Source organism: Turneriella parva DSM 21527 (assembly GCF_000266885.1).
Taxonomy (GTDB): Bacteria; Spirochaetota; Leptospiria; order Turneriellales; family Turneriellaceae; genus Turneriella; species Turneriella parva.
Genome location: NC_018020.1, coordinates 2,172,499 through 2,195,186 on the forward strand (window position 1 = coordinate 2,172,499; position 22,688 = coordinate 2,195,186).

Sequence of the window (22,688 nt, forward strand, 5' to 3'; positions counted from 1 at the left end):
AATTTTTGCCCGATTTGTCTTTTCAAAAGGTAGATAGAGTGCTGAATGCCGCATGGCCAGCAAAGCGAAGATCGCCCTACTCGGCACGGGCGCCATCGGTGCTTCGGTTGCCCGCGCGCTCGACCTCAATAAGGTGCACTTCACGATTCTCGTGCGTGAAAAAAGACGCAAGGGGGATTTAGTAGCGCGAGGCATTCGTTACACATTAAAAGAAACGACACATATTGATCTGAAGCAGGGTGCCGAAGTGTTGACTTTGGCCGAGGCGCAGAAGAAAGCGGGCAAAGACAGATTCGATTTTATTTTTCTCGGCATGAAAACTCCGCACCTGAAAGAGGCGGCGAAGACGGCAAAGGTTTTGCTCGCCAAGGGTGGCCGCATTGTTTTACTGCAGAATGGTCTGCCCGAAAATGAGCTCCGCACTTTCAAAGCAGAGCAGGTTATCTCCGGCATTGTTGGTTATAATACACAGCTTTTGCCCGATGGCAGCTATTTTCAATCGAACCCGGGGCATCTGATTCTGGCGAATGCGAGTCGCCCGCCGCATGAACTCGAGGCGCTGCTCGAACCGCACCTGCCCGTCGTAATTTCGGCAAATGCTCTCGGTTTTCGCTGGAATAAGCTGGCGATTAACTCGGTCATTAATGGTCTCGGGGCAGTTTCAGGGTTGGCGCTGGGGCCGCTCTTCGCAAAACATACTGCGCGCCGCGCCGCGATTGGGCTTATTGAAGAAGCGGCCACTGTCATGCGCGCGCTGCAAATCGAAGAGGGTATTGTGCCGGGCGCGATCTCAGTTTACCGGTTTGCGAGGCTGCCGGCGTTCATTCAGCACCTGATGCTGTTCGTACTGGGCCTTAAGTACGCGAAGATTCGCACGTCAATGTTGCAGGATGTCGAGCGCGGGGTGAAGACTGAGGTCGACCAGATTCACGGCGCGATTGTCGCGGCAGCGAAACAGGCTGGCATCGAGGTGCCGCTGACCGAGGCGATCGTGCAGCGGGTGCACGCGCTCGAGAAGGGTGAGTTGAAGCCGGGTTTGGGGTTATTGCCCAACTGAGCTACCCGCACCAAACTTCTGCGGTGCGGCATCGCAGCTGAGTTATTTCTCTTTTGTCGTCCCAGTCTTTTTCGCCGATGCTTCTCCCCAGTCTGACTTCTGGTTGCCGACGGGTTTTGCCGGCCCCGTCGGTTTAACCGGCGGTCCAGGTCGTACAATGATCGTCGCATGCGGGGTTTTCTTTTTTTTGCCGCCGTCTGCGTTCTCAGCAGCGAGCAGTGTTGAAGCGAAGATTGCCAGCCCGCTGATTATACCTAATGCATTCACCCTTTATACTTCGGGCAAATAATGTGCGGCCTCAACCTTAAAATGGTTTTCGTTTCGGCCGTACTCTGAGCCCTTGCAGTATGAAAGTACTCGTCGTCGGCGGCAGCGGGGTTGCGGGGCAGTGTGCAATTCGCGCGGTCAGGCAATTTGACGCGCAGGCAGAGATCTGGTCGAGCAGCTCAAAATCTGCTGACGTCCCGGGTGCACACCACACCTTGCACGGTGTCGACCTGAGCAAGGCCGACGGGCTGAAGCCGCTCTTGGCTCTGACAGAAAAATTCGATTACTTGTTCCACACGCCTGCGTTTGGTTCAGTGGGAGCTCCCGTTGCAGACGCGACAAAACCCGAGGTTGAATCGGCGTTGCAGTTTTGCCTTGAGCCCATGGTCGCGTTAACGCAGAAGCTCCGCCCCAAAATGACTGTCGCCTACACGGCTTATTATTTCAAACCACACCTGCTGGCGTTTTACGGTGCGCTTGCGTACGTGAAGTACGCGACCGAAAAGCTCGCGGTCGAAAACCCACAGCAGTACAAATGCCTGCGCATTGGTTCGTTCGTCAGCAAGGCGACGCGCGGCATTGGCCTCTTGCTGCAGCGCATGTCAAAGACGGCCCCGCACCTGAAGCCGCTGATGGATGAGTATGCCCAATCGGGCATGAAGTTCTCGGATTTCTTCTTTAAGTATATCGGTGAACAAGAGCAGCAGAATGTTTCGCGGGGCGGCAGTTACCACATGACAACTGAGGAGGACATCGTCGCGGCACACTTGCACCTGCTGAAAGGCGAGAGATCGCCGATCATCAATGTGCTGGGGTCAGATATCTGGACAGAGCATGCACTGCCCGAGTTGCCGGTAGAGATGGCGAGGGCGGGTGAGCTGCTGGGCAAGTAATTACCCCGCCGCCACAAATCGACGCTCGCCACCACCCCACGCATTCGCCCGGCGCATGCTGGCGAAGTCGTTGAAGCGTACACCGTAGCGGCGCAGGGCCTTTGTCACGAACGGTGCACCCCATTGCCTCAGGTAGAAGGGCTGGTTCACCACAAAGTGGTGTATACCATGCGTTGCGCCAAAGTTGAAGCAGAACAGGTGCAGCGGCAGCACGAGCCACGAGTTCAATACCTGCGTCTGTTTCACGAGCGAGTCGATCTCTACCGCCGTGGTTGGTGAGCCTGTCGAACCATAGTAGTGCATGTTCGAAGAGACGATCTGTATCGCGGCCTGCCGCAGCCAGCAGGGTACCAGGTACACCACCGCCGCAGTATTCAGAAACGTGACGATCGGTGAAAGCCAGGCAGGCGGCGTGAAGTCAGCGCCCGCAACCATAAATCCCAAGCGCGTGAGCGAGAGCAGCAAGAAGCTGTACCAAAGCAGCATGAAGGTTCTTTGCAACGGAATAACTTTATGTGGTGCCTTGATGCGGCGAAGTTCGGGCAGTGCGTCGCGTTTGATCTTGGGCCCCTGTATCGTCAGCGCCGCGAGCGGGTCGAGCATCACGAGCAAACGCTTCAAGCCCCAGGGCATGCCGTTCGAGATATAGCGCTCTTCGACATCGTTCTTGTGCCCCGAGACGCGGTGGTGCAGCAGGTGGATTTCTTTGCGAAACCACGGGTTCACCGTGTTGCCGCGAAAGAGCCACACGATCCAGAACATAAAATTTTGCACCCGCGCTGAATTCTTGAAATACAGCGAGTGAATGAGGTCGTGTTCCATTTCGTGCAAGAAAGACGCGAGAATGCCGCTCACCACGATCGTGGCCCACGCAGGTACTAGCTCCGCAACATAGAGCGCACCCATTGCGATCATGCCACCGGCAGAACCGAGAGTGATGGCCAGGCCGATCTGATCTTGAAACCGCGTGAGCCAGGTATGGCGACGGCGCAGGCGGCGGTCGCCGAAGCGAATCCATTGGATGATTTTGCTGCCGCGATCTTTATCGCTGAGACGGGCGATGCGTGCGGCCTTGGCTGTGGTCATGACGGACTGTGGCCGGCCGGGGTGGGGTGAAAAGCAAAAATGAATCATGTGTCAAGTTTGGGCGGCGAATCGTTGTCGACGCGCGCTTCGCTGCGTGCTCACCGTACCTATGGGGCTATCGTCTGCGCGCTGTCAGTTGAGGGCGGGTCTTGCTATTCTGCTCGCGACCGTGATGTCTTGCGATGTGCCGGCCAAAGACACTCTTCGGGATGCGCTGCACGACGAGGCGCAGCTCGCGGCGAAGATTCAGGCGCTTGATCGCGCGCACCCGCAGACGCAGATATTTCTCGATCGTGCGCTTGCCGATGCGGTTGAACGCAAGCTGCAGCGCGCCATCGTGCAGCTGAGCAAAGCGGGCGCGAACCCGCTCGGCTTCAGTGGCAGCAAATATTCAGCGCTCACCAAGGCGATTTGCCAGGGCGATGCAGCGTTGGTCAAAACTTTTTTGCAGGGCATGCCGCAAGTCGACGCAAAGACCACCGACGAAATGGTCGCCGAAGCATTTGACTGCAAGCGCGAAACTATGGCGTTCATGCTGCCCGAGGGCAAACGGCACCATGCAAATATTACCCTGGTTCATGCCTGCCGCAAGAAAGAAATACTGCCGCGCGCCCGCGGCGCTATTTTGGCCGGTGCTGATGTAAATTACCGCGGCGCTGCCGGCGACCTGCCATTCTTTTACCCGCTTTGTCGCAGCAACATTCCGTTGCTGTCGCTTGCCATGCGGCAGGGCCTCAACACCGAAGCGAAAAACGCCGACGGCAAAACACTCTTTGAACAGGCAGCGTGGTCAGGCGACCTCGATGCCGTGAAGGCGCTTGTGCTGGCGGGAGTGCCAGTTAACGCAGGGGCGATGGTTGTGACCTTTGAGAATCGCACGGTTAGTGAAACCCGTACAGAGCACATTGGTGTCACCAAAACCTATGGCAAACGTAAGGTGAACGAGACCCGAAATGTGACCACAAAGACTGAAATACCGCTGCTGGACTATGCGAAGAGCCGCGACCCCAGTCTCTATCGGCTGCTAAAGGCCAGAAGAAAGCCATAATGTTTCTGAAGGCTGCGCCCTGCCACCCGCATAGTACATATGCACTATTGACTGAAGCCGCAAAACAGGGTAGAATGTCTGATGCGCAGCTACCAACAGAGTTTTATTGCCATGGTTTTGGCCTTTGCGCTCGCCTGCGCGGCGGGCTGCAATAACTATGGTCTCGCAGATCAGCTAGAATCACCAGGCAAGACTGACGGCGGTTCGGGGTTCAATCTCGTCAACACGATGTTCGTGACCCAGACAACCTTTAACGGCAACCTCGGCGGGGTTGCAGGCGCTGACAACTTGTGCCGCAATGACGCCGCGAACCCGATGGGTTCTGGCAATGGCGTTTGGAAGGCGCTGATCTCTGCCAATGCGCAGCGCATCGCCTGCACCACATCGAATTGTTCGGGCAGCGGCGCGGCCGAGCATCTCGACTGGGTTTTGAAATCGAACACCACATATTACCGCCCCGATAAGACAGTTTTGGGGTCGACCGATGCTAATGGATTGTTTACCGCGCCATTGGTGGCCACAGTGGGCACCGGGTCAGCCGTAACCTTTACGGGGCTGACCGCCGACTGGGCGCTTTCGGGCGATACTTGCAACGCGTGGACAGACCAAAGCGTCGGCAGCTTTAATGGATTAACCGGGCTCAGCAACCAGACCAACCAGCAATGGTTCAGTAATACCGCGAATTCATGCGATGTGCCCACGAAAGCCCTGTACTGCGTGCAGCAGTAGCTTCGGGCGCAGGTGGCCAGAATGCTTCAGTCGCTAATCCAGCAGATCAATGGCGTCAACTTTTCTAAAGTGCGCATCTAGAGTATAGAGGGGTACGCCATGCTGCATCGCTAACGCAGCGATCCAGAGGTCATTCACGGGAATAGGCGTACCCGCTTTGCGCAACTGCGCGTAGATCTTTGCGTAGTAGTGTGTCGTTTCGCTGTCCGCGAAAAGTACCCTCACTCGTTCGGAGGCGAGAAATTTTTGCAGAACCTTCTCGTTCTGTTGTGCTTTGCTGCCAGCAGCAAAGCCTGCCCTGAGTTCGCCTAAGCTAACGAAGCTCAGGTAGACATGCGTTGCCCTCTGTATTTTAGAAAGTGCCGCCGCATTGCCCCGAGCAAGTTCTGTGTACGTATTCGTGTCGAGCAAGAGTTGCATCTATTGCCACATATCTTTGTCGATCTTGCGCTGGTCTTTCAGGGCTTTGGCCGTGTCGGCGTCTTCAAGCCAGGTGCCTGCGACAAAGTCGAGATCATGGTATTCAGCCTGCCCAATCGATGCCTGCAATGCATCGATGAGAGTATCGTTCAGGCTCTGCCGCTTCTTTCGTGCAATCTGGCGCAGGTTGCGATCGAGCTCGGGACTGACGTTTCGCACTGTATATTGCAGGCTGGCCATGCCTGCAATGCAGGCAGATTTTGCAGGCATGTCAAGCTGAAAATCCTCAGAGGCCACGAGCTGTCACCACTCCAGTTCACTTCTGGTTTTCAGCCTGACTTTTGCTGCGACTTTGCCCCATGAAAATCAGTAATCCCAATATGACTGAGCTGTCGGCCAAGGCGCCGGCTGACCTCGGTAAGGTAAAATACAAGCAATACGGCAAATACCTCGGCGACTTCGTGGTCGGCGAGACGTACGAGCACCCGCGCGGCATGACCGTGACAGCGGGTATGATTCAGGATTTTTCGACCACGTTTCTTGAAGCGAACCCTCTTTATTTGAACCTTGAGTATGCGAAGGCACTTGGTCACCCGGCTATACCCGCAAGCCCGATGTTGGTCTTCAACCTGCTCTTGTCGCTCGGTGTGCAGAACGACTCTGAGAAGGCGTACGCGAACCTCGGCTACTATAACGTCAAGTTTCTGAAGAATGTTTACCCCGGCGATACGATCACTTCGTTCACAAAGATCATCGACAAGAAAGAGCGCGGCGAAGGCAAGCCCGGCATCGTCACGATCAACACTCTCGGCAACAACCAGCGCGGTGAGCGTGTTGCGCAGTACATGCGCAAGATCATGGTGCCCCCTGCACCCGCAGGCTACGAGCCGCCAAAGTTTATTCCTTCAAAGGTGGATGTACCCCCTTACGCAGACTCGGTCGAAATTGAGATTCCCGACTTTGACGCAAATAAGTGGCCGTCGACGGTGACCCGCCCCGACACCTACTACGAAGACTTCAATGTCGGCGACATCATCGTTTCACCCAACGGCCGCACGATCACAGACGAACACTTCGCGTGGACATACCGCGTCGGCAATACGCACCCGCTGCACTTCGACCGCCTGTACTCACAGGGTATGTCGGGTGCGATGAGCGGTGACCCGATCACTTATGGTGGTCTGGTGTTTGCCTGGCTCATGGGCCTTGCAGGTCGTGATGTATCAGAAAACGCACTCGCTGATCTTGGCTACACCGAAGGTTACCACACACAGCCGTCGAAGTCAGGCGAAACAGTCTATTGCATTCACCGCGTGCTCGCGAAAGAACCGGTTGACGGTAAACTCAAAGCCGGCGCGGTGCAGCTGCAGGTGATCGGTCTGCGCGACATCAAGCCGAAGCCGGCGATAGAAAAATACGGTGCTGACCTCTTTATCAAAGAGAACGACAAGAAAGATCTAGGCAAAGAAAAGATTCCAGAGAAAATCTTTGAGATCGAACGCCGTTTGTTGATTCGTTCGCGAGCATAACGCGCGCCGTAGAGACGCAGCATGCTGCGTCTCTACGGAGAAATATCGCCATGGCAAAGAAGACACAGAACAAAACGGTCGCGACCAAAGCGAGCGCGGCCGCTTTCATTTCGAAGATCAATCCGCCGGCGAAACGCGCCGATGCCGAAGCGCTTGTCGCTCTCATGAAAAAGATCACCAAGACAGAACCGAAGATGTGGGGCCCGGCGATGGTCGGTTTTGGCAGTTACCATTACATATACGCAACGGGTCGCGAGGGTGACGCGCTCGCGCTCGGTTTTTCACCGCGCGCGCAGGCTTTTTCGATCTATCTGATGCCGGGCTATCATGACAATTTACAGCCACTCTTTGAAAAATTAGGCAAGCATAAGATGACGAAGGCGTGCCTTTATGTGAAACAACTCGCGGACGTTGACATGAAGGTTCTCGAACAGCTGATGCGGGCTTCGCTCAAGAAGCTCAAATCGCTGTATCCGGTTGTGCTGAAGTAGAGCAGGTGCCGCCGCGAAGACTCGGTACCGCAGGCAACTTACCAATACCACCCCTGACGTTGTGAAAATTTCTTACGAAATTTCGGGTCGAGATAGGCAAATTCATTTTTCTCGGCATTAACCTCTCGCAATGGCAGCTCGAGCAGTTCGAGCGGCAGGCTCTGCAACTGGTTCTCACCGATGATGAGTTTTTGCAGTCGTTTGAGCCTGACAATTTGCGCGGGCAATTCGCGTAGCTGATTTTCAGAGAGATAGAGAATTTTTAGGTTTGGTAACTCCAGAATTTCATGCGGGAATACCGTGAATTTATTGCTATTGAGCGCGAGGCTTTCCAGGTTCTTGAGTTTGCCGATGTCTTGGGGAACTCGTCTTATCAGGTTATCAGTCAAAGTCAGCTCGCGCAGATTTTCAATCCCCAAAATTTCTTCGGGAAATTGGGTCAGTTGATTCGCTCGCAGATTAAGAGTCCTGAGCTCTGTGAACCGGGCTATTTCTTTAAGGTGAGTCAGGTCTGAATTTGCCAGATCGAGTTTTGTCACAACTTCCGGATTTTTTGCATGCTCTAAAGCCGTATCCAACACTTTGGGATCCAAGGTGCCGATCTCGGCAACCAGCAATAACCAAATGACGAATAGTCTGAGCGTGTGAAATAGAAATTGCCGACCATCGCGGTCTACCATACTTTCCTGAATGAATTCAAATAGCCGCGTGGGCAGATAAAGCATGGAAACAAGCAACAAAAATGGCCATATGTCGAAAGGCCTCTCGGTTAGGTGCTGCCATGTTAAGCCACCCATATCGTGCATAAAAATATAGCTGCTCGTTGCCATACAGAACATGCTAGCGAAGAGAATCACTTGAACGAGGCGATATAGCCAACTTGGCGCATCAAGCTTCCGCGTTATGACGCCACCGATAAATATGTTGGCATATGCCAGATGGCCGAGAATCCAGAAGGCTATGACGATCAGGCAGAGAATCTCGGCCTCGTTGATCAATGGCATCGCGACCGGAAATATGGAAAAGATGCGCAAGAAGCTGATGACTGCGGGAAACGGTAGTTCTGAATTGTACATATGCTGGCGATGCATTGCCATGCGTACGTAAAAATACAGCAATATGACCTCAACACCCGCGAGAATGACCGTTGTGTACCGAAACACTCGCCCGGTCATGGGAAATATTTCGGGCAGCGAGACCCGTGCGTGCAGCCACGGCGTCAAAAAGGCGAGCAGCGCCATAAAAACCAGGTCGGGGCCGTAATCAGCAAGCATCGAATACAGGCCAGGCACGAATGCCCGCAATCGCACCGAGGTCGATTGCTCAGGTTTCTGTTTTTGTTTCTTCATTGAGCTAAAATTCTTTCAGTTTCTGAATTGACATCATGGAAACCATGATAACACCCAAACGCGTGACAGCAACGCAAAAAGATTGGCTCCGCTTTGGGCTTGAAATGATTCCCGATGCCATTATGCTGCTATTCATTGGTTGGGGAGTGCCGGCAATCATCGGACGCTTGAGGTTATTCGAATATTTCAGAGTGTCGATGGCGGTATTTGTGAGCTTAACGGCATTATTGTCTTTGGCAGAAGTTATAGCGTTGGTTTATTTTCTGAAGCACTATCTCTGGTGGCACCGGCAGCAGGGGAATATTGTTTCTGGTAGCAAATTTCTGGCAGTCATGGCGCTGGCGCGCGTCTTTCCGACATTGATGCCCGCCATGGCGATCGGCGAGGCGTTTGGCAGCTTCAGATGGGGTGTTATGTATGCCGCCTTTGCTGCGCTCGCAGGATTTTTCTTTTGCGGCTTGCTTTCTGATCCCGCAGAGTTTCTTGAATCCCGCCAACTCAGGCGCCCGCATCTGTTGCTGGTGCATCTGCTTCTCTTTGCAAATATGTGCTGTTTGTGTGTGTTGGGATTCGCCTTATTGGATGGCGTCGGTGATCTGGACATCATTCGTGCTCTCTCGGAGACTCCGTCGGATGTGCCCCTCATTCTCATCGTCATGCTTTTCTTTTATTTTCCGGTGCGAATCTACGAAATGCTGGACGATGGTTTGATTTCACGGTCAGGAATACCGCGCATCTGGTATGGCTTGCGAATGGTTGTTGTGTTTCTTCTCGTGGTGTGGGAGACCGGCTCTCAGGTGCCTTCAGTGATCGACACTGCTCTCGATTCGATTGATAAGCCACTGCGCGTTACACATTTAGACTTAACGCGCTCTGACCTATCTCGCATCGCAGAAATTTCCAAATTTGAGAGCATCCGGCATCTATCCTTGGCAGCGAACAGGCTAACCGAGGTTCCAGAAGGCGTTTGGAAGCTGAAGAGCCTAGAGACTCTCGATCTTCGCCGCAACCAATTGACACGAATTTCGCCCGATATCACTGGTCTTCAGAAACTCACGGTTCTAAAGATTTCACACAACAATCTTGCCTCTTTGCCTGAGGCTCTGTTGCTTCTGCCGCTGCGCAAGGTTGAAGCAGAAGGGAATCCGTGGAATGGGTTGAGTGAGCGAATCGAACAGCGTTTTGCTGAAGAGCCGGCTTGGCAGAAATAGTGGTCCCCTTTATTCATGCAGCGCACTTTTGCTGGTGAGAATACTTTCTCTTCTCCTTGAGGTATCGTCGGTAGCGCAGCCAGATGTCAAGATAGAGCTTGAAATAAAGAATCGCAATGACATATCCAACTGCCGCAAATCCGAATAGTAGGACGGCATTAAAGGGCATCCATGAGATACCTTCTCGCAGTTCGGCAATCTGTGGATCTGCAGATGAATAGGCTACGTCAACCAGTTCGCCAATATCCGGCGACATCTGTGATTCAGAAGTTGACGTATAGCTTATGCCAGCCACGCTATAAGTAAAGACAGGGTGGTAATAGTCATGGCAGTCGGTATAAGCCTGACTGCGTTTGTCGTATGAACACGCGGTGCTCTTGGACTTGCCGGTTATTTTGCCTTGGTTGCTTCAGCCTGTTGCCAGAATGAACGATGAGATAAAAATATGTAGCCCCCGGCTAAACCCGGTATGCTCGCAATAGCAAATATGATCAGGCAATTTTTCAGAAGCGGCCACGAATTCTCTTTTGCAGCCTCAAACTTATTAGTTGCCATGAGTTGACTGACCTCAGGTTTTCTTCTTTCTCTCCGCAAAGCCCTTCGCCATCGCAACAAACTCAGCCGACTGCAGATAGCCACTGTTGTAGAGCGCGACCATATCAAAGGCCCGGTCTGCGTCGAGACCGCGTTGCTTGTTCATCACGTATTTAACCCCACGCATCACGAGCGCAGAGTTTTCGCTCATTTCTTTGGCTGTCTCGAGCGCCGCCGCGTACGCGGCGTCTTTGTCGGGTAGTATTTTTGTGATGAGGTTCAGGCGCAGTGCTTCTTCGGCAGTGATGTCGCGACCGGTGAGCGCGAGTTCGCGTGTGGGGCCTTCGCCAATGAGATAGGGCAGGCGTTGCAGCGAGCCCATATCAGCAACAATCGCGACCTTCACCTCGCGCAGCGAGAAGATCGCATCGGCGGCTGCGTAGCGAATATCGCAGGCCGAAATCAGGTCGAGCGCCCCGCCAATGCAATGGCGCTGTATCGCCGCGATTGAGGGTTTGGGTGAATCGGCGACCGCGCGCATGCCTTTTTGCATGGTGAGAATAAAATCGTGCAAACGCTGGTTACCTTCGGCACCTGTGGAATCTGCAAGCCAGGCAAAGCGTTCGACAAAGTCGGGCAGGTCGAGGCCGATCGAGAAACTTGCGCCTTTGGCGGCGACGACAAAAACTTTGATCGAGTCGTCGGCATTAATTTCTTCGACGGCTTTTGGTAGTTCGCTCCAGAAATCCCAGTTCATGAAATTGCGCTTTTCGGGGCGGTTGAGCCAGAGTGTCGCGACAGGGCCATTCTTTTCGACCAGAAAGAAGTTGTAGGGCATGGGGGAGCACTCATGTCTCATGGCGGACGCGTAAAGTAGTTTGGACAACTCTTGCCTTCACAAGAGAATTCTTGGCAATCATGCCCGCGAACACTTCGACGGGCTCAGTGCTCGCGCTTATCTGGATGTGCGTAAATGTGATTAGATTTCCGCTTTCGCGGGAATGACCTGGGGCGATCGAATAAGCCTTCTCAGTTGACAACACATGAGCACCTGATATATCCTCATCTATGTCATTAATGGAAACACTTGGTGGGCTCGCCTCACAACTCTCGGGCGAAGGCTCTGACAGCGAGCTTTTGACCCTCGCAAAAGATCTGCTCTCGAAAGGCGGCAGCGGTTCGAATGTCGAATCGATTCTCGGCGCGCTCAAAGAAGGCGGCTATGCCGATACGATTTCAAGCTGGATAGGTAATGGTGAAAACCAGAGCATCACCGGTGCAGCGATCAAGAAAGTTTTGGGCAGCGATGCGATCGCCGACATTGCCGAAAAGACAGGGCTTAGCCAGTCGGAGCTGCCGGCACTGCTGGCCGACCTGATGCCCTTGCTCGTCAACAAAGCAACACCCGACGGTCAAGAACCGGGAGGCGGTTTGCTCGCAGCCGGCGCGAGTATTCTCAAAGGCCTGCTCTAAAACTATCAGGATAGAATGCCTATGGCATTCTATCCTGATACATCACAAAAGACTTGTCGTGGCGTATTTTCTGCCGCCACGGTCTCGCGTTGATGCGCGCTTTCTGTCTTCTCTGCTTCTCGGCACAAATCTCGTATCTCGGGGCAGTGAACTATCCATCGCCCCCGCAAGAACCGACGGTTGCGCAACCAATGAGCGATTCTGTCGAAAAAATACCGGGCAAAAAAAAATCACAGAAAGCCGAATCAGTGCCGCAGACTGCGGTGAAGCTGCGCATTCACCTCGGCGACAAGAGCGTGCTTTTGGCTGAGACACAGATACCGGCGACCTATTCGTTCACACACAAGAAAGGCCAGATTCAGTATAACCAGACGATTCGGGCCGAAGATATTCGCGAGCTCGCCATTGAGAACTACCGTGCGCGCAAACTCAGCACCGGGAAAGATGGGGACGTCTACGAGTTTGAACCGTCAACAGTGCGCATTGAGCTGAAAGACGGACAGGTATTCAAATTAGGTTATCTCTTCAAAGATATGCGCAAGCTGCGGGCGCGCAATGCCGATGGTGTTTTTTCAGTATTCGCTTTTTTTGCCGACACCTGGAAACCGCGAACGGGCTGGTCAGAGCGCCCCGCGATGGGCGCAGCATACCCACCTGACGATGCGCGCCAAAACTTCGCAAAACCTGCGCACCCCGCTGCATATACCCGGCTGGAATACTTTGAGCCGATCGATAAGGCAGGCGCAGACAACGCACGTGAAGGCGGAAATCAGCAAAAGTGAAGCGTAAGAATAACGCGGTTGCCCTGCCCGAACAAATTCTGGGCCCGGTGGCGCATGTGATGACATCGGTATCGCGCGGGGGCCTTGAACTCTATGTGCGTGAGCTCATTTTGAAGTTGCATGCAAAAAAAGTGCAACAGGTCATCGTCTGTGATCAGCATGCCTTCATGCAGGCGGAGTTCAAGGCGCTCGGAATACCCGTCGAGTTTTTGACTGCAGGCTCACGCTACAGCCCCGCGCGCATGTGGCGTCTGCACGCCATTCAACGCGCGCATGGCATCAAAATCTGGCACAGCCACCAGCGCGACGACATGATTCTGGTCTCTTTGGCCTTTTTCTTTGCGAAGAGGTTTCGCCACATCTTCAGCCTGTACATGGGGTTTGCACGTAAGAAAGATCTGCTGCACCGCCTGGTCTACCGCCGCGTCGAGAAACTGGTCACAACGTCTGAGCTGATGAATTCGTTGGCGCGCGAACGCCTGCCGGTTACTGCCCGGCAGATTGCGTGCATCCGCTACGGCCGGGACGACACGGCATTTGCTGCCTCAGCGGCTAAAATTAAGGCGGTGCGCAAGATGCTGGGCGCGCGGCCCGGGCAGAACATTGTGATTTCTCTTTGCCGTTTAGACCCGATGAAGGGCGTGCGCGAATTCGCCGAAGCGGCACGTCTGCTCGATTACCGTATGCGCGGCAAGTTTCTGTTTGTGCAGATCGGCGAGCGCACCATCACGGGTTTTGACGGCGAAGGCCGCCCGGTATATTTGCCTGAATCAGAGGGCGTCTACCGGGAACTCGTCGCCGCAGAACGCGGGGCGCAAAGCACCGCCTATTTTAAGCTGTTGCCGTTTCAAAAAGACTTTGTGCCGTTTCTGCTGGCTTCTGATTTCTTCGTGCTCGGCAGCTATGATGAAATGTATTCGCTCTCGATGATAGACGCCATGATGGCCGGTTGTTTCGTCATCGGCACGAATAACGGTGGCACGACCGAGCAATTGCAGAACGAACGGGGATATCTCGTAGAATCGAAGAGTGGTGCGGCAATCGCAGATGCACTCATTCGTGCCACCAGAAACGCAGCAGAGCGCAAGGCGATGCAGAAGGCTGCGCAGGCCTGGATTCTAAAAGAGCACACCTGGAAAGCTGTGCTGCCACAGTGGCTGGCGCTTTACGCCGGTCGTTGAAAGCGATCATGCGATGGTTTATATGGGTTTTGGCCCTCGTTCTGTTTGCCTGCACGAAAGCTGAGCGCTCGTCGGCAACCGATGAATTCGTCATCGCATTCTCTTCATGCCTGAACCAAAGATACGATAGCTCTTACTGGGCGACGATCGGCGAGGCGAGGCCCGCGCTGTTTCTTTTTACCGGCGACACCGTGTATGCCGATACGCTCGATCTGAATGTCAAGCGCGCTGCATTTGCCGGGTTGAAGCGCGAGCCGCATTACCGCAAATTTAGGCAGAATACCCGAATCATCGCCGTGTGGGATGACCATGATTACGGTTACAACGATGCCGGCGGCAGCTATCGCCACAAAAGAGCGATGCAGAAAATTTTTCTCGATGCGTTCGATGAGCCGATCAATTCGCCGCGCCGTGCCCGTGAGGGCATTTACACCAGCGAAGAGCTGGCCTTGAAAGGCAAGATCATACAGATCATCGTGCTCGATGCCCGATATTTTCGCAGCAACTGGATCTATGGTGAGCGCATACCGCCCTATTCGCGCACTTACCGCGAAGACAGCCGCGAGATTTCAACCATGTTGGGTGAGACTCAATGGCAGTGGCTCAAGGGTGAAGCGCAGAAAAGGGCTGACCTGCGCATTCTGGTTTCATCGACTCCTGTGCTCAGCGATGACTACAAAGGCGAACGCTGGGGGGCTTTTCCCCGTGAGCGCGCCCGGCTCTACGAAGCCATGCGCAGTGCGGGGGGCAAATGGCTGATCGTGACGGGCGACCGCCATTTTGGGCAAATCTCTGAGCTGACTGGTGTCTTGCCATACCCGTTGGTCGAGGTCATGGCGAGCGGAATGAATACCGTCTGGGAAGACGGGGCAAAAGAAACAGACCGATATCGTGTCGGGGCGACTGTCGCAGACATCAATTTCGGTCTGTTACGCATCGATGCGAAAGCGGGCCACGTCGCCTATTCAGTACACGACGGCAGCGGACTCGCACGCCTGACCGGTGCCATGAAATTCTGAAATCCTCATTGAGTTTGCTGATGACAGCTGAGTGTCATTGCCGGCAACGGACGTGAATGGCAGAGCAGCACGTCTACACGACCGACGAAAAGTTCGATGTTATACGCAGTCGCGTCGGATTGATACTCGGGCCGGCAGTGGCTGTGCTTGTGTACTTTTTGCCGCTCGCGGGGCTTTCGCAGGCCGCGCATGTGCTGGCAGCGGTGCTGAGCCTGGTGATTATCTGGTGGATCTCAGAGTGTATTCCAATACCGGCGACTTCGCTTTTGGGTTTGGCGCTCTGCAGCGTCATGGGGGTCGAGACGCCGCGCAAGGTTTTTGCTGCGTTCGCAGACCCCGTGATTTTTCTGTTTATTGGCAGTTTTATTCTGGCGCAGGCGATGAGCCGCCACGGGCTCGATTCGCGCCTCGCCTACAGCATCTTGTCGGTGCGCGCAGTTTCGGCGCGGCCGTTCACGATTGTGCTCGCATTCGGCCTGCTCTCGGCGGTGCTGTCGATGTGGATCAGCAACACGGCCACGGTGGCGATGCTGATACCGATCAGCGTCGGAGTGATGCAGACGATATCACGCGCCTCTGAAAAGGCGATTGATCTGAAGAACTCGCGTTTAGCGTCGGCGCTCGTGCTCGCGGCGGCTTTTGGTGCGAGCATCGGCGGCATCGCGACGCCTGTCGGCAGCCCGCCCAACCTTATCGGCCTGGGCCTTATCAACGAAGTTTTGGGCGTACGCGTATCTTTTTTTCAATGGATGCAGTTTGCCCTGCCGATGACGCTCGTGATGCTCGTCGTACTTTTTATTATACTCGCGCTGTTCTCGCCGTCAGAGGTTAAGTCGACGAAGGCAGTGGCCGGCTATCTGGCCGAAAACCGAAAATCGTTGCCGAAATTTTCACGCGCTGAGTTTAATGTCTTGCTGGCATTTGCTTTTACCGTGGCGCTTTGGGTGCTGCCGGGAGTACTCAGCGCAATCTTCAGCAAAGACCACGCGCTTGTGGCGTGGCTCGAGCACCACATACCCGAATCGGTAGCGGCACTCTTGGGGGCATCTCTGCTCTTTATTCTGCCCGTTAATTTTCGAGAACGGGAATTCACAACGGATTGGGTACAGGCTTCGCAGATCGACTGGGGCACAATTATGCTCTTCGGCTCAGGCCTGGCATTCGGCGCGCTGATGTTCCAGACCGGGCTTGCCGAAAGTGTTGGCAAATCGCTGCTCTACGCCGCGGGTGCACAAAGCAGTTGGAGTATCACTCTTCTCGCGATTGCGCTCGCGGTAACAATCACCTCGTTTGCTTCGAATACGGCTTCGGCCAATATGGTGATTCCCGTCGTTATCTCGCTCGCGAAAGCCGCGAATATCGATCCGGTGCCGCCGGCGATGGGGGCCTGCCTCGGCGCGAGTTTCGGCTTCTTATTGCCCGTTTCAACTCCGCCGAATGCGCTCGCCTATGCATCGGGCCTCGTGCCGATCACTCGGCTCATTAAACTTGGCCTGCTGCTGAGTATCGCAGGAATCTTCGTGCTCTTCGTTGGTATGTACCTGTTACCGCTGAAACACTAAGCGGCTACATGACTGATTTTCATATAACCTTGCTGATACTGGGCGGCCTTGTTGCGCTCGTCGTCGGCGGGGAGTTTTTAGTACGCGGAGCCACTGGTCTTGCTGTTGCTGCAAAGGTCTCTTCGCTTGTGATTGGCCTGACCGTTGTCGCTTATGGTACAAGCGCTCCAGAACTCGTCGTTTCTATACAGGCCGCCGCAAATGGCTCACCCGAAATTGCCATGGCGAATGTTGTCGGCAGCAATATCTTCAATCTGCTATTCATTCTCGGTATCTGCGGACTCATTGCTCCGCTCGCGGTTTCTTCACAGCTGCTGCGCATTGACGTGCCGGTCATGATTCTGGCCTCTGGTCTGGTGTGGGTCTTTGCGATACCGGGAAAAATCGCGCCCTGGCAGGGAGCATTTCTGCTGGCAGTCATCATTGTCTACACGACATTCATCGTGAGAAGCAGCCGTAAAAAGTCCCGCAAGGTGAAGGCTGAATATGACAAGGCACTGAAAGACGAAAAAGAAGAAGTCGCTGGCTACCCGATTTGGCTCAGTCTGGTCTTTGTCGCGCTCGGCCTCACGGTTCTGGTTTTTGGGGCGCGCTGGCTGGTCGAAGGCTCAGTAACACTCGCCCGCCGTTTTGGGGTCAGTGAAACCGTCATTGGCCTCACGATTGTTGCGGGTGGCACTTCGCTGCCTGAACTGGCGGCTTCAGCTGTGGCCACATTTCGCGGCGAGCGCGATATCGCAATCGGCAACCTCGTCGGCAGCAACATTTCAAACCTGCTGGTGATTCTCGGCATTGCACCGCTGATGGGTGGCGGGCTGCAGGTAGCGCCGCAATTACTGCAGTTCGATATTCCTGTGATGGTCGCTTCGGCGATCGCGTGTTTGCCGCTCTTTTTCGTCGGCCACAAATTCAGTCGCGGCGAGGGCATGCTGTTCTTGCTGAGCTATTTGAGTTATGCGACCTACCTCATTCTATTGGCAACCGGCAGCGGTGCAATCGGCGGCTTTCAGCAGATGATGCTCACCGTCGCATTACCGATCGCCGCATCTTTGCTGCTATGGATAGTTGCTGTCAAGTACCGCAAGGCCCGAGGCGCACCAGCCTGATTGGTTTCAGACTGCATAAAAAGTAGTTGAAAGACTGATTTCGAACGCTGATGCTAACCGCCTGAGGCAAAATGGCTGAGAAAAATGAATCTACTCTGATATCTGACGATATGGTATTTCGCGGTTCGGTTGAAACCGACCACCCGGTCGTGGTCGAAGGCAAACTGACCGGGACTTTAATCGCCCGCGGGCGAGTTCAGATCGTCAGCGGTGCCTCTGTACAGGCGAATATCAGCGCGCGCGAAGTCGAGATCGAAGGCGAAGTGCAGGGCAACATTCTTCACGCCGATACCGTTGTGATGCAGGCTGGCTCGCGCCTCACGGGTGATATCAGTTGCACGCAGCTTGAGATTCAGCGTGGTGCCAAACACACCGGCACGACCGTAATGAAATAACCGCCGCATGCTCGATTGGCATGCTTTGATTGCGGGCAGAAAGGCCCCATACGCCGAAACCGTTTACCAGAGATTTCTGGCGAGGCTAAGCGAGTATACGTCAGATTCTTTGGGCGATGAACTGAAGCGCCAGCATGCTTTGCGATATCTGGTGCCCACACTGCACCTGTTAAAGAGCCCGTTCGAATTTCCCTCGATGCAGACTGCAGTTGACCTGCTGCGTGAATTCATGCGACGCGATACGGGTAAAAAACTGGTGATCTACGGCGACCGCGATGCCGACGGAGTTACCTCGGCTTCGATGTTGACGCTCTTCTGCCGCGAACAGCTGAAGCTCGGGCGTGATGAGATTGTCACGCTGGTGCCCCGCGAAGAAGACAAATACGGCATCACCCGCGACGTCGCTGCACGCATTATTGCAGAGAAACCTGACCTGTTATTCACGCTTGATTGTGGTTCGTCGAACCGCGCCGAAATCGGTGAGATACAGGCAGCCACTGGCTGCCAGACGATCATTATCGATCACCATTTTATTCCGCCGAGCCCCGCAGACTATCCGCGGGTCGCGGCCTTTATTAACCCCAAACTGAATGCCGAGGGCGATTTCACGCGCGATTATTGCACGGCGGCAATCACGCTGCGGTTTATTCAGGCAGTGCTCTATTCGTACAGCCGCGAATATAACGAAACAATCTGCATCGAGACCGATTCAGGCAAGATGTTTGTGCGCAATGGCGTTCCATTAGCTAATGACCATTCAGGCGCCGTCACGCGGGTGTACCACCTGCACCAGTCTGACACCTCAGAACAAACGCGGCACGACCTCTGGAAAATCTTCGAACACTGCGCGCGGGAGAACTTTGAACTGAAGCGCCTCGCCGACCTCGCGCACAAAGCGCCAGAAGCCGTCTCGGCGCTTGAAATCTTTAATGCCGTGCAATCGGTGAGTTTTCGCAAGTCGACGGCAATTCTGCAGGCTTACCTGCCACTGGCGGCTATTGGGCTCGTTGCCGACCTGATGCCGGTTTATGCCGATAACCGCATTCTCGTGCGCGAGGGGCTGTTGGCGATGACGCGCAGCGCAGACGCATTGCCCGCGGGGCTTGCTGCGTTGCTCAAAAAACAGAACCTTGCAGCGGCAGTCACCGAACAAGACCTTGCGTTCAGCATTTGCCCGGTCATCAATGCAGCAGGCCGCATGGGCAACGCTGCACTTGCGCTCTCTGCGCTCATCGAGACAGACCCATTGGCGGCGACAAAAGCTGTATTTCAGCTGGCCCAGGTCAATGACGCCCGCAAGCAGGCATCACAAGATTCGCTCGATCTTCTTTCGGCAGCGCTCGATACGCGCTCAGAGTCAGCGCCGGTCGCGGTCGCTGTGCACGAGAAATTTCACCGAGGTATTTCAGGCCTTATCGCGTCAAAAATCGCCGAAAAGCTCATGAAGCCGGCGCTCGTGCTTGTGCCCGATGGCGAATGCTACCGCGGTTCGGTGCGTGCATTTCGCAATGAAAATGTGCACGGCCTCATCGATGCGCTGCAAGAACATCTGATACAGTTCGGCGGCCATCGCCAGGCTGCGGGTTTTTCTGTAGCGCATGATAAAATCGAAAGCTTTGTCACGGCGGTGTTCGAGAAAGCCGCACAGCTATTTCAGGCAGAAGAAAGCGCAGATTCTGAAAATGCTGCGATAGACCCGTTTAGAAATTTTAATCCCCCTCTCGAAATTGAAAGCCAGCACATGCGCACCCCATTGTGGGACGAGCTTCTCACCCACGCGCCTTACGGCGTCATGAACCCGCACCCGGTGGTCGCACTCAAAAAACCAGGCAAAGTTGAAGTCGCGAACCTCGGTAAAACCGGCGCGCATGCGCTCATTAAGTTCAGTGCGCCCGTTGACCGCAATATCGAAGGCGTTTGGTTCTTTCACAACGGCGAAGCGCACAGCGTTGCCACGCAAGAGAATCTTGAAATCAGCGGCGAGCCGCAGGTCGGGCGATTCATGGGGCGCACGCAATATCGCCTGAAGATCACGCGCGTCAGCGCGACCCCGTCTTAACACTCTTTGCAAATTGTCTTGCCTCAAGCGCGGCAGCTCAAGATCGGTCGCAACAAGAAGGGGGATCTATGAAATTCATGATCACGGTTTTAGGTTTGTTTATCTTCGCAGGCGTACTCGGTGCACAGGCGGTAGAAAAAAAATGCACGCTCGCGGGCACCTGGGTAAGCCAGGGCAAAGCCAAAGGAAAACTGTTGTGGAAAGTTAAGGTAAACTGGAGCCAGGGCGAAGGCAACAACGGGCACGGTTTCGGTATCGCCAACAACGGCACGAACAAAGACAGTTTCGGAGCGTTCAAGCTCGAAGGCGGGTGTTCTGAAGGGTTTTGTACATTTGACCAGACTTACCTCTCGGGCAAATTCAAAAACCGCGTTTATAAATATACCACCGGCTATGAAACGCTGGCCCCCTTTAAGATCAGTGGCGATTACCAGCGCGTCGAGGGCGACAACAATGTTGCCGAGGGTAAATTCACTCTCGACAATATGACCTGCGGAAAGTAGGTTTTCTCAAAGCCCTACCGGCTAGATTAAACCACAGCTGGTAGGGGAATCTTTTGACCCAGCAATACAATATTAAATGATAATGATTCTCAGTATATATATCATTTGAAGGGTGTCCTCAGGTTACAGCAATGAACGAAATCTTCAAAAAAGCCGCCTTGGTCGGCGATACCTGGGTGCTCTGGCTGCTGCTCGCGGCGAGCGTCCTCTCTGTTGCGGTCATGCTCGACCGCTGGCGGCTGTTTCGGCAGAACCGCATCGACTTCGCCGGGTTCTTGGGCGGGTTAAAAGAAAAGCTGGAGCAGGGCAAAGCCGATGCCGCGCTCGCGTATTGCACTGGGTTTGCTGCTATGGAAAACCGTATCGCGGCCGAGGGGCTCAGGAATTTTACCAAGGGCGCACATTCGGTCGAAGAGGCGATGAAGTCGGCGCTGGTCATCGAGCGCGGTATATTCGAGAAGAACCTGATCGTGCTTTCGACGATGGGCAACAACGCCCCGTTCATCGGCCTCTTGGGTACCGTGCTCGGCGTCATTAAAGCATTCAGCGATCTCGGCACTGCCGGCAGTGCGGGTGTGTCGGTTGTCATGACCGGTATCTCCGCAGCGCTGATTGCGACTGCGTTCGGTATTCTGCTCGCTATACCCGCGGTGATCGCGAATAACTATTTTCAGACACGGCTCAAGCGGATGGCGGCCAATACGCAGAGCCTGATACACCTGATGCAGGTGTATCTGCGCGCCGACAATAAGGCGGATTTCTCAAGTTCTGTGGGTACTACCTTTGGAGCAGAGCATGCACGCTGATACAGGATGGATACGGGTCAGACGCGGCCATGGAGGGCCGAGCGTATGACCACTGATACCGAAGAAGACGGCGTAGTCACCGGCATTAATGTCACGCCACTCGTCGACATCACTCTTGTGCTGCTCATCATCTTCATGGTGACCGCGCACTTTGTCACCGACACCGGCGTCAAAGTGAACCTGCCGAAAGCCGCGGCGGCTGAGGTAAACCCGACACCGGCGCTGACGCTAAACGTGGGTAAAAACGGTGAACTTTCGCTCATGGGCCAGAAGGTCGATGCCAATGGTCTTAAAGCCAACATGGCGCGTGAAGCAAAGCTCAACCCAGGCGTGCGCGTGGTCGTCGCCGCCGACGAAGCGCTCATCTACAAAGACGTCATAAAAATTCTCGACCTCATTAAACAGGCTGGCGTCACCCGCGTTGCGCTGTCTTCGGAGAAATGAATGGCAGATACCGGCAATGATTCCGAAAACAAGAAAGGCCCCGCAATTTGCCAAGGGCAAACTGCTGCTAAAGCGCGAAGACGCTGCCTTTCGTGTTTTCGGTTGCCGGTATCTGCTTTCAGTTTCCTTGTCAAGGAAACTGTCAGCAAATTCACATCAGCCTCTCTGCTGGCATCGGTAGCATTGCACGCCTCGGCCGGGAGCTCATTCTACCTCTGGATTACGCTCGGGCGCAATTCTCATCTGCTCGAAATCGAACTCGATAATTCGCCGCTCGTGCCGCGTTCAGCGAACCGCCAGGCGCCCACACAGATCGACGATGAATGGTTTCTGGTGCAGAAGAACCGCATGGCGGCAAAACCTACGGATCAACAGAAAGAGATTCCGCGCGAGGCAAATGCCTGCACGGGCAGGTGCCCCGAGAGCAGCACGGGTTTCGGTGACGCCATACAGGCGAGCGACGCGCACCGCAAGCCCCGCTGGGTAGGTAATTTTATCACTGCGAACGATTACCCGCTCATCGCCGCGCAGCAGGGCAAAGACGGACGCGTTGTGCTGAGCATCATCATAGACGATGAGGGCAGGGTGCGTGACGCTCAGCTGCTCGAGGGCAGCTATGACGCACTCAATGAAGTTGCGCTCGCGAAGGTGAGAGATGCCGTGTTTTCACCGGCGTATGACAAAGACGGCAATGCGGTCGCATGCCGGGTGAGAATACCAATAAAGTTCGAGTTGAGATAAGCT

General features: G+C 54.5%; 27 protein-coding genes. 19 read left to right on the forward strand and 8 right to left on the reverse strand.

Going from position 1 to position 22,688, the window contains the following annotated elements; translation table 11 throughout:
- The first annotated feature begins 52 nt into the window (after positions 1–52).
- On the forward strand, positions 53–1,057 hold the full coding sequence (locus TURPA_RS10505; RefSeq protein WP_014803283.1) for a ketopantoate reductase family protein: 1,005 nt from the start codon (positions 53–55) through the stop codon (positions 1,055–1,057).
- Between the two features lie 42 nt (positions 1,058–1,099).
- Here TURPA_RS10505 and TURPA_RS10510 read toward each other — a convergent pair whose 3' ends face one another.
- Complete coding sequence (locus tag TURPA_RS10510) at positions 1,100–1,324, reverse strand: hypothetical protein (protein ID WP_041948455.1); 225 nt, start codon at positions 1,322–1,324, stop codon at positions 1,100–1,102.
- Between the two features lie 80 nt (positions 1,325–1,404).
- Here TURPA_RS10510 and TURPA_RS10515 point away from each other — a divergent pair, with 80 nt between their 5' ends.
- Positions 1,405–2,217 carry a Rossmann-fold NAD(P)-binding domain-containing protein gene (locus tag TURPA_RS10515; protein WP_014803284.1) on the forward strand — a complete coding sequence of 271 codons (813 nt, stop codon included), beginning with the start codon at positions 1,405–1,407 and terminating at the stop codon, positions 2,215–2,217.
- Here TURPA_RS10515 and TURPA_RS10520 read toward each other — a convergent pair whose 3' ends face one another.
- Positions 2,218–3,303: a fatty acid desaturase gene (locus TURPA_RS10520; RefSeq protein WP_014803285.1), complete on the reverse strand. Its 1,086-nt coding sequence runs from the start codon at positions 3,301–3,303 to the stop codon at positions 2,218–2,220.
- 109 nt (positions 3,304–3,412) lie between these two features.
- On the opposite strand from TURPA_RS10520, the gene TURPA_RS10525 reads away from it, so the two are divergent.
- On the forward strand, positions 3,413–4,351 hold the full coding sequence (locus tag TURPA_RS10525; RefSeq protein ID WP_014803286.1) for an ankyrin repeat domain-containing protein: 939 nt from the start codon (positions 3,413–3,415) through the stop codon (positions 4,349–4,351).
- Between the two features lie 81 nt (positions 4,352–4,432).
- Positions 4,433–5,080, forward strand: a complete 648-nt coding sequence (locus TURPA_RS21780) for a DUF1554 domain-containing protein (RefSeq protein WP_014803287.1) — start codon at positions 4,433–4,435, stop codon at positions 5,078–5,080.
- Positions 5,081–5,113: 33 nt separating this feature from the next.
- On the opposite strand, the gene TURPA_RS10535 is transcribed toward TURPA_RS21780, so the two are convergent.
- Both TURPA_RS10535 and TURPA_RS10540 read right to left on the reverse strand, forming a co-directional pair.
- A complete protein-coding gene (locus tag TURPA_RS10535; protein ID WP_014803288.1) occupies positions 5,114–5,500 on the reverse strand; it encodes a type II toxin-antitoxin system VapC family toxin in 387 nt (128 codons plus the stop codon).
- Positions 5,501–5,740, reverse strand: a complete 240-nt coding sequence (locus TURPA_RS10540) for a hypothetical protein (protein ID WP_014803289.1) — start codon at positions 5,738–5,740, stop codon at positions 5,501–5,503.
- Positions 5,741–5,859: 119 nt separating this feature from the next.
- Between TURPA_RS10540 and TURPA_RS10545 the strand changes: the two genes are divergently transcribed.
- Positions 5,860–7,029: a MaoC family dehydratase gene (locus TURPA_RS10545; RefSeq protein ID WP_014803290.1), complete on the forward strand. Its 1,170-nt coding sequence runs from the start codon at positions 5,860–5,862 to the stop codon at positions 7,027–7,029.
- A 50-nt stretch (positions 7,030–7,079) separates the two neighbouring features.
- Positions 7,080–7,520 (forward strand): DUF1801 domain-containing protein, encoded by a 441-nt coding sequence (locus tag TURPA_RS10550; protein WP_014803291.1) that lies wholly within the window; start codon positions 7,080–7,082, stop codon positions 7,518–7,520.
- Between the two features lie 38 nt (positions 7,521–7,558).
- Here the strand turns inward: TURPA_RS10550 and TURPA_RS21785 are convergent, their stop codons facing one another.
- Positions 7,559–8,869 (reverse strand): leucine-rich repeat domain-containing protein, encoded by a 1,311-nt coding sequence (locus TURPA_RS21785; RefSeq protein WP_014803292.1) that lies wholly within the window; start codon positions 8,867–8,869, stop codon positions 7,559–7,561.
- Positions 8,870–8,904: 35 nt separating this feature from the next.
- On the opposite strand from TURPA_RS21785, the gene TURPA_RS10560 reads away from it, so the two are divergent.
- Complete coding sequence (locus TURPA_RS10560; RefSeq protein ID WP_014803293.1) at positions 8,905–10,080, forward strand: leucine-rich repeat domain-containing protein; 1,176 nt, start codon at positions 8,905–8,907, stop codon at positions 10,078–10,080.
- Between the two features lie 13 nt (positions 10,081–10,093).
- Here the strand turns inward: TURPA_RS10560 and TURPA_RS10565 are convergent, their stop codons facing one another.
- The 3 genes from TURPA_RS10565 to TURPA_RS10570 all read right to left on the reverse strand — a co-directional run bounded on the left by TURPA_RS10565 (position 10,094) and on the right by TURPA_RS10570 (position 11,452).
- Complete coding sequence (locus tag TURPA_RS10565; protein WP_157210468.1) at positions 10,094–10,375, reverse strand: hypothetical protein; 282 nt, start codon at positions 10,373–10,375, stop codon at positions 10,094–10,096.
- A 95-nt stretch (positions 10,376–10,470) separates the two neighbouring features.
- Positions 10,471–10,635 (reverse strand): hypothetical protein, encoded by a 165-nt coding sequence (locus TURPA_RS23425; protein WP_014803295.1) that lies wholly within the window; start codon positions 10,633–10,635, stop codon positions 10,471–10,473.
- Between the two features lie 13 nt (positions 10,636–10,648).
- Complete coding sequence (locus tag TURPA_RS10570) at positions 10,649–11,452, reverse strand: enoyl-CoA hydratase-related protein (RefSeq protein ID WP_014803296.1); 804 nt, start codon at positions 11,450–11,452, stop codon at positions 10,649–10,651.
- 230 nt (positions 11,453–11,682) lie between these two features.
- Here TURPA_RS10570 and TURPA_RS10575 point away from each other — a divergent pair, with 230 nt between their 5' ends.
- From TURPA_RS10575 to TURPA_RS21790, 12 genes are all read left to right on the forward strand, one after another.
- Positions 11,683–12,087, forward strand: coding sequence for a YidB family protein (locus tag TURPA_RS10575; RefSeq protein WP_053332172.1), 405 nt, complete (start codon positions 11,683–11,685; stop codon positions 12,085–12,087).
- A 191-nt stretch (positions 12,088–12,278) separates the two neighbouring features.
- Complete coding sequence (locus TURPA_RS10580; RefSeq protein WP_014803298.1) at positions 12,279–12,869, forward strand: hypothetical protein; 591 nt, start codon at positions 12,279–12,281, stop codon at positions 12,867–12,869.
- Complete coding sequence (locus TURPA_RS10585) at positions 12,866–14,050, forward strand: glycosyltransferase family 4 protein (RefSeq protein ID WP_014803299.1); 1,185 nt, start codon at positions 12,866–12,868, stop codon at positions 14,048–14,050. Before TURPA_RS10580 ends, TURPA_RS10585 begins: the two co-directional genes overlap by 4 nt.
- Positions 14,051–14,058: 8 nt before the next feature.
- Entirely contained in the window at positions 14,059–15,069 is a 1,011-nt protein-coding gene (locus tag TURPA_RS10590) for an alkaline phosphatase D family protein (protein WP_014803300.1), read from the forward strand.
- A gap of 56 nt (positions 15,070–15,125) precedes the next feature.
- Positions 15,126–16,631, forward strand: a complete 1,506-nt coding sequence (locus tag TURPA_RS10595) for an SLC13 family permease (RefSeq protein ID WP_014803301.1) — start codon at positions 15,126–15,128, stop codon at positions 16,629–16,631.
- A gap of 8 nt (positions 16,632–16,639) precedes the next feature.
- Positions 16,640–17,737, forward strand: coding sequence for a calcium/sodium antiporter (locus tag TURPA_RS10600; RefSeq protein ID WP_014803302.1), 1,098 nt, complete (start codon positions 16,640–16,642; stop codon positions 17,735–17,737).
- Positions 17,738–17,808: 71 nt separating this feature from the next.
- The gene (locus tag TURPA_RS10605) at positions 17,809–18,132 is read left to right on the forward strand and encodes a bactofilin family protein (protein ID WP_014803303.1); all 324 of its coding nucleotides are present in this window, start codon (positions 17,809–17,811) and stop codon (positions 18,130–18,132) included.
- Positions 18,133–18,139: 7 nt separating this feature from the next.
- A complete protein-coding gene (locus TURPA_RS10610; protein ID WP_014803304.1) occupies positions 18,140–20,191 on the forward strand; it encodes a DHH family phosphoesterase in 2,052 nt (683 codons plus the stop codon).
- 68 nt (positions 20,192–20,259) lie between these two features.
- Positions 20,260–20,694, forward strand: a complete 435-nt coding sequence (locus TURPA_RS10615; protein WP_014803305.1) for a hypothetical protein — start codon at positions 20,260–20,262, stop codon at positions 20,692–20,694.
- 131 nt (positions 20,695–20,825) lie between these two features.
- Entirely contained in the window at positions 20,826–21,500 is a 675-nt protein-coding gene (locus TURPA_RS10620; RefSeq protein ID WP_014803306.1) for a MotA/TolQ/ExbB proton channel family protein, read from the forward strand.
- A 45-nt stretch (positions 21,501–21,545) separates the two neighbouring features.
- On the forward strand, positions 21,546–21,944 hold the full coding sequence (locus TURPA_RS10625) for an ExbD/TolR family protein (RefSeq protein WP_014803307.1): 399 nt from the start codon (positions 21,546–21,548) through the stop codon (positions 21,942–21,944).
- 183 nt (positions 21,945–22,127) lie between these two features.
- Entirely contained in the window at positions 22,128–22,685 is a 558-nt protein-coding gene (locus tag TURPA_RS21790; RefSeq protein ID WP_157210469.1) for an energy transducer TonB, read from the forward strand.
- The last annotated feature ends 3 nt before the right edge of the window (positions 22,686–22,688 follow it).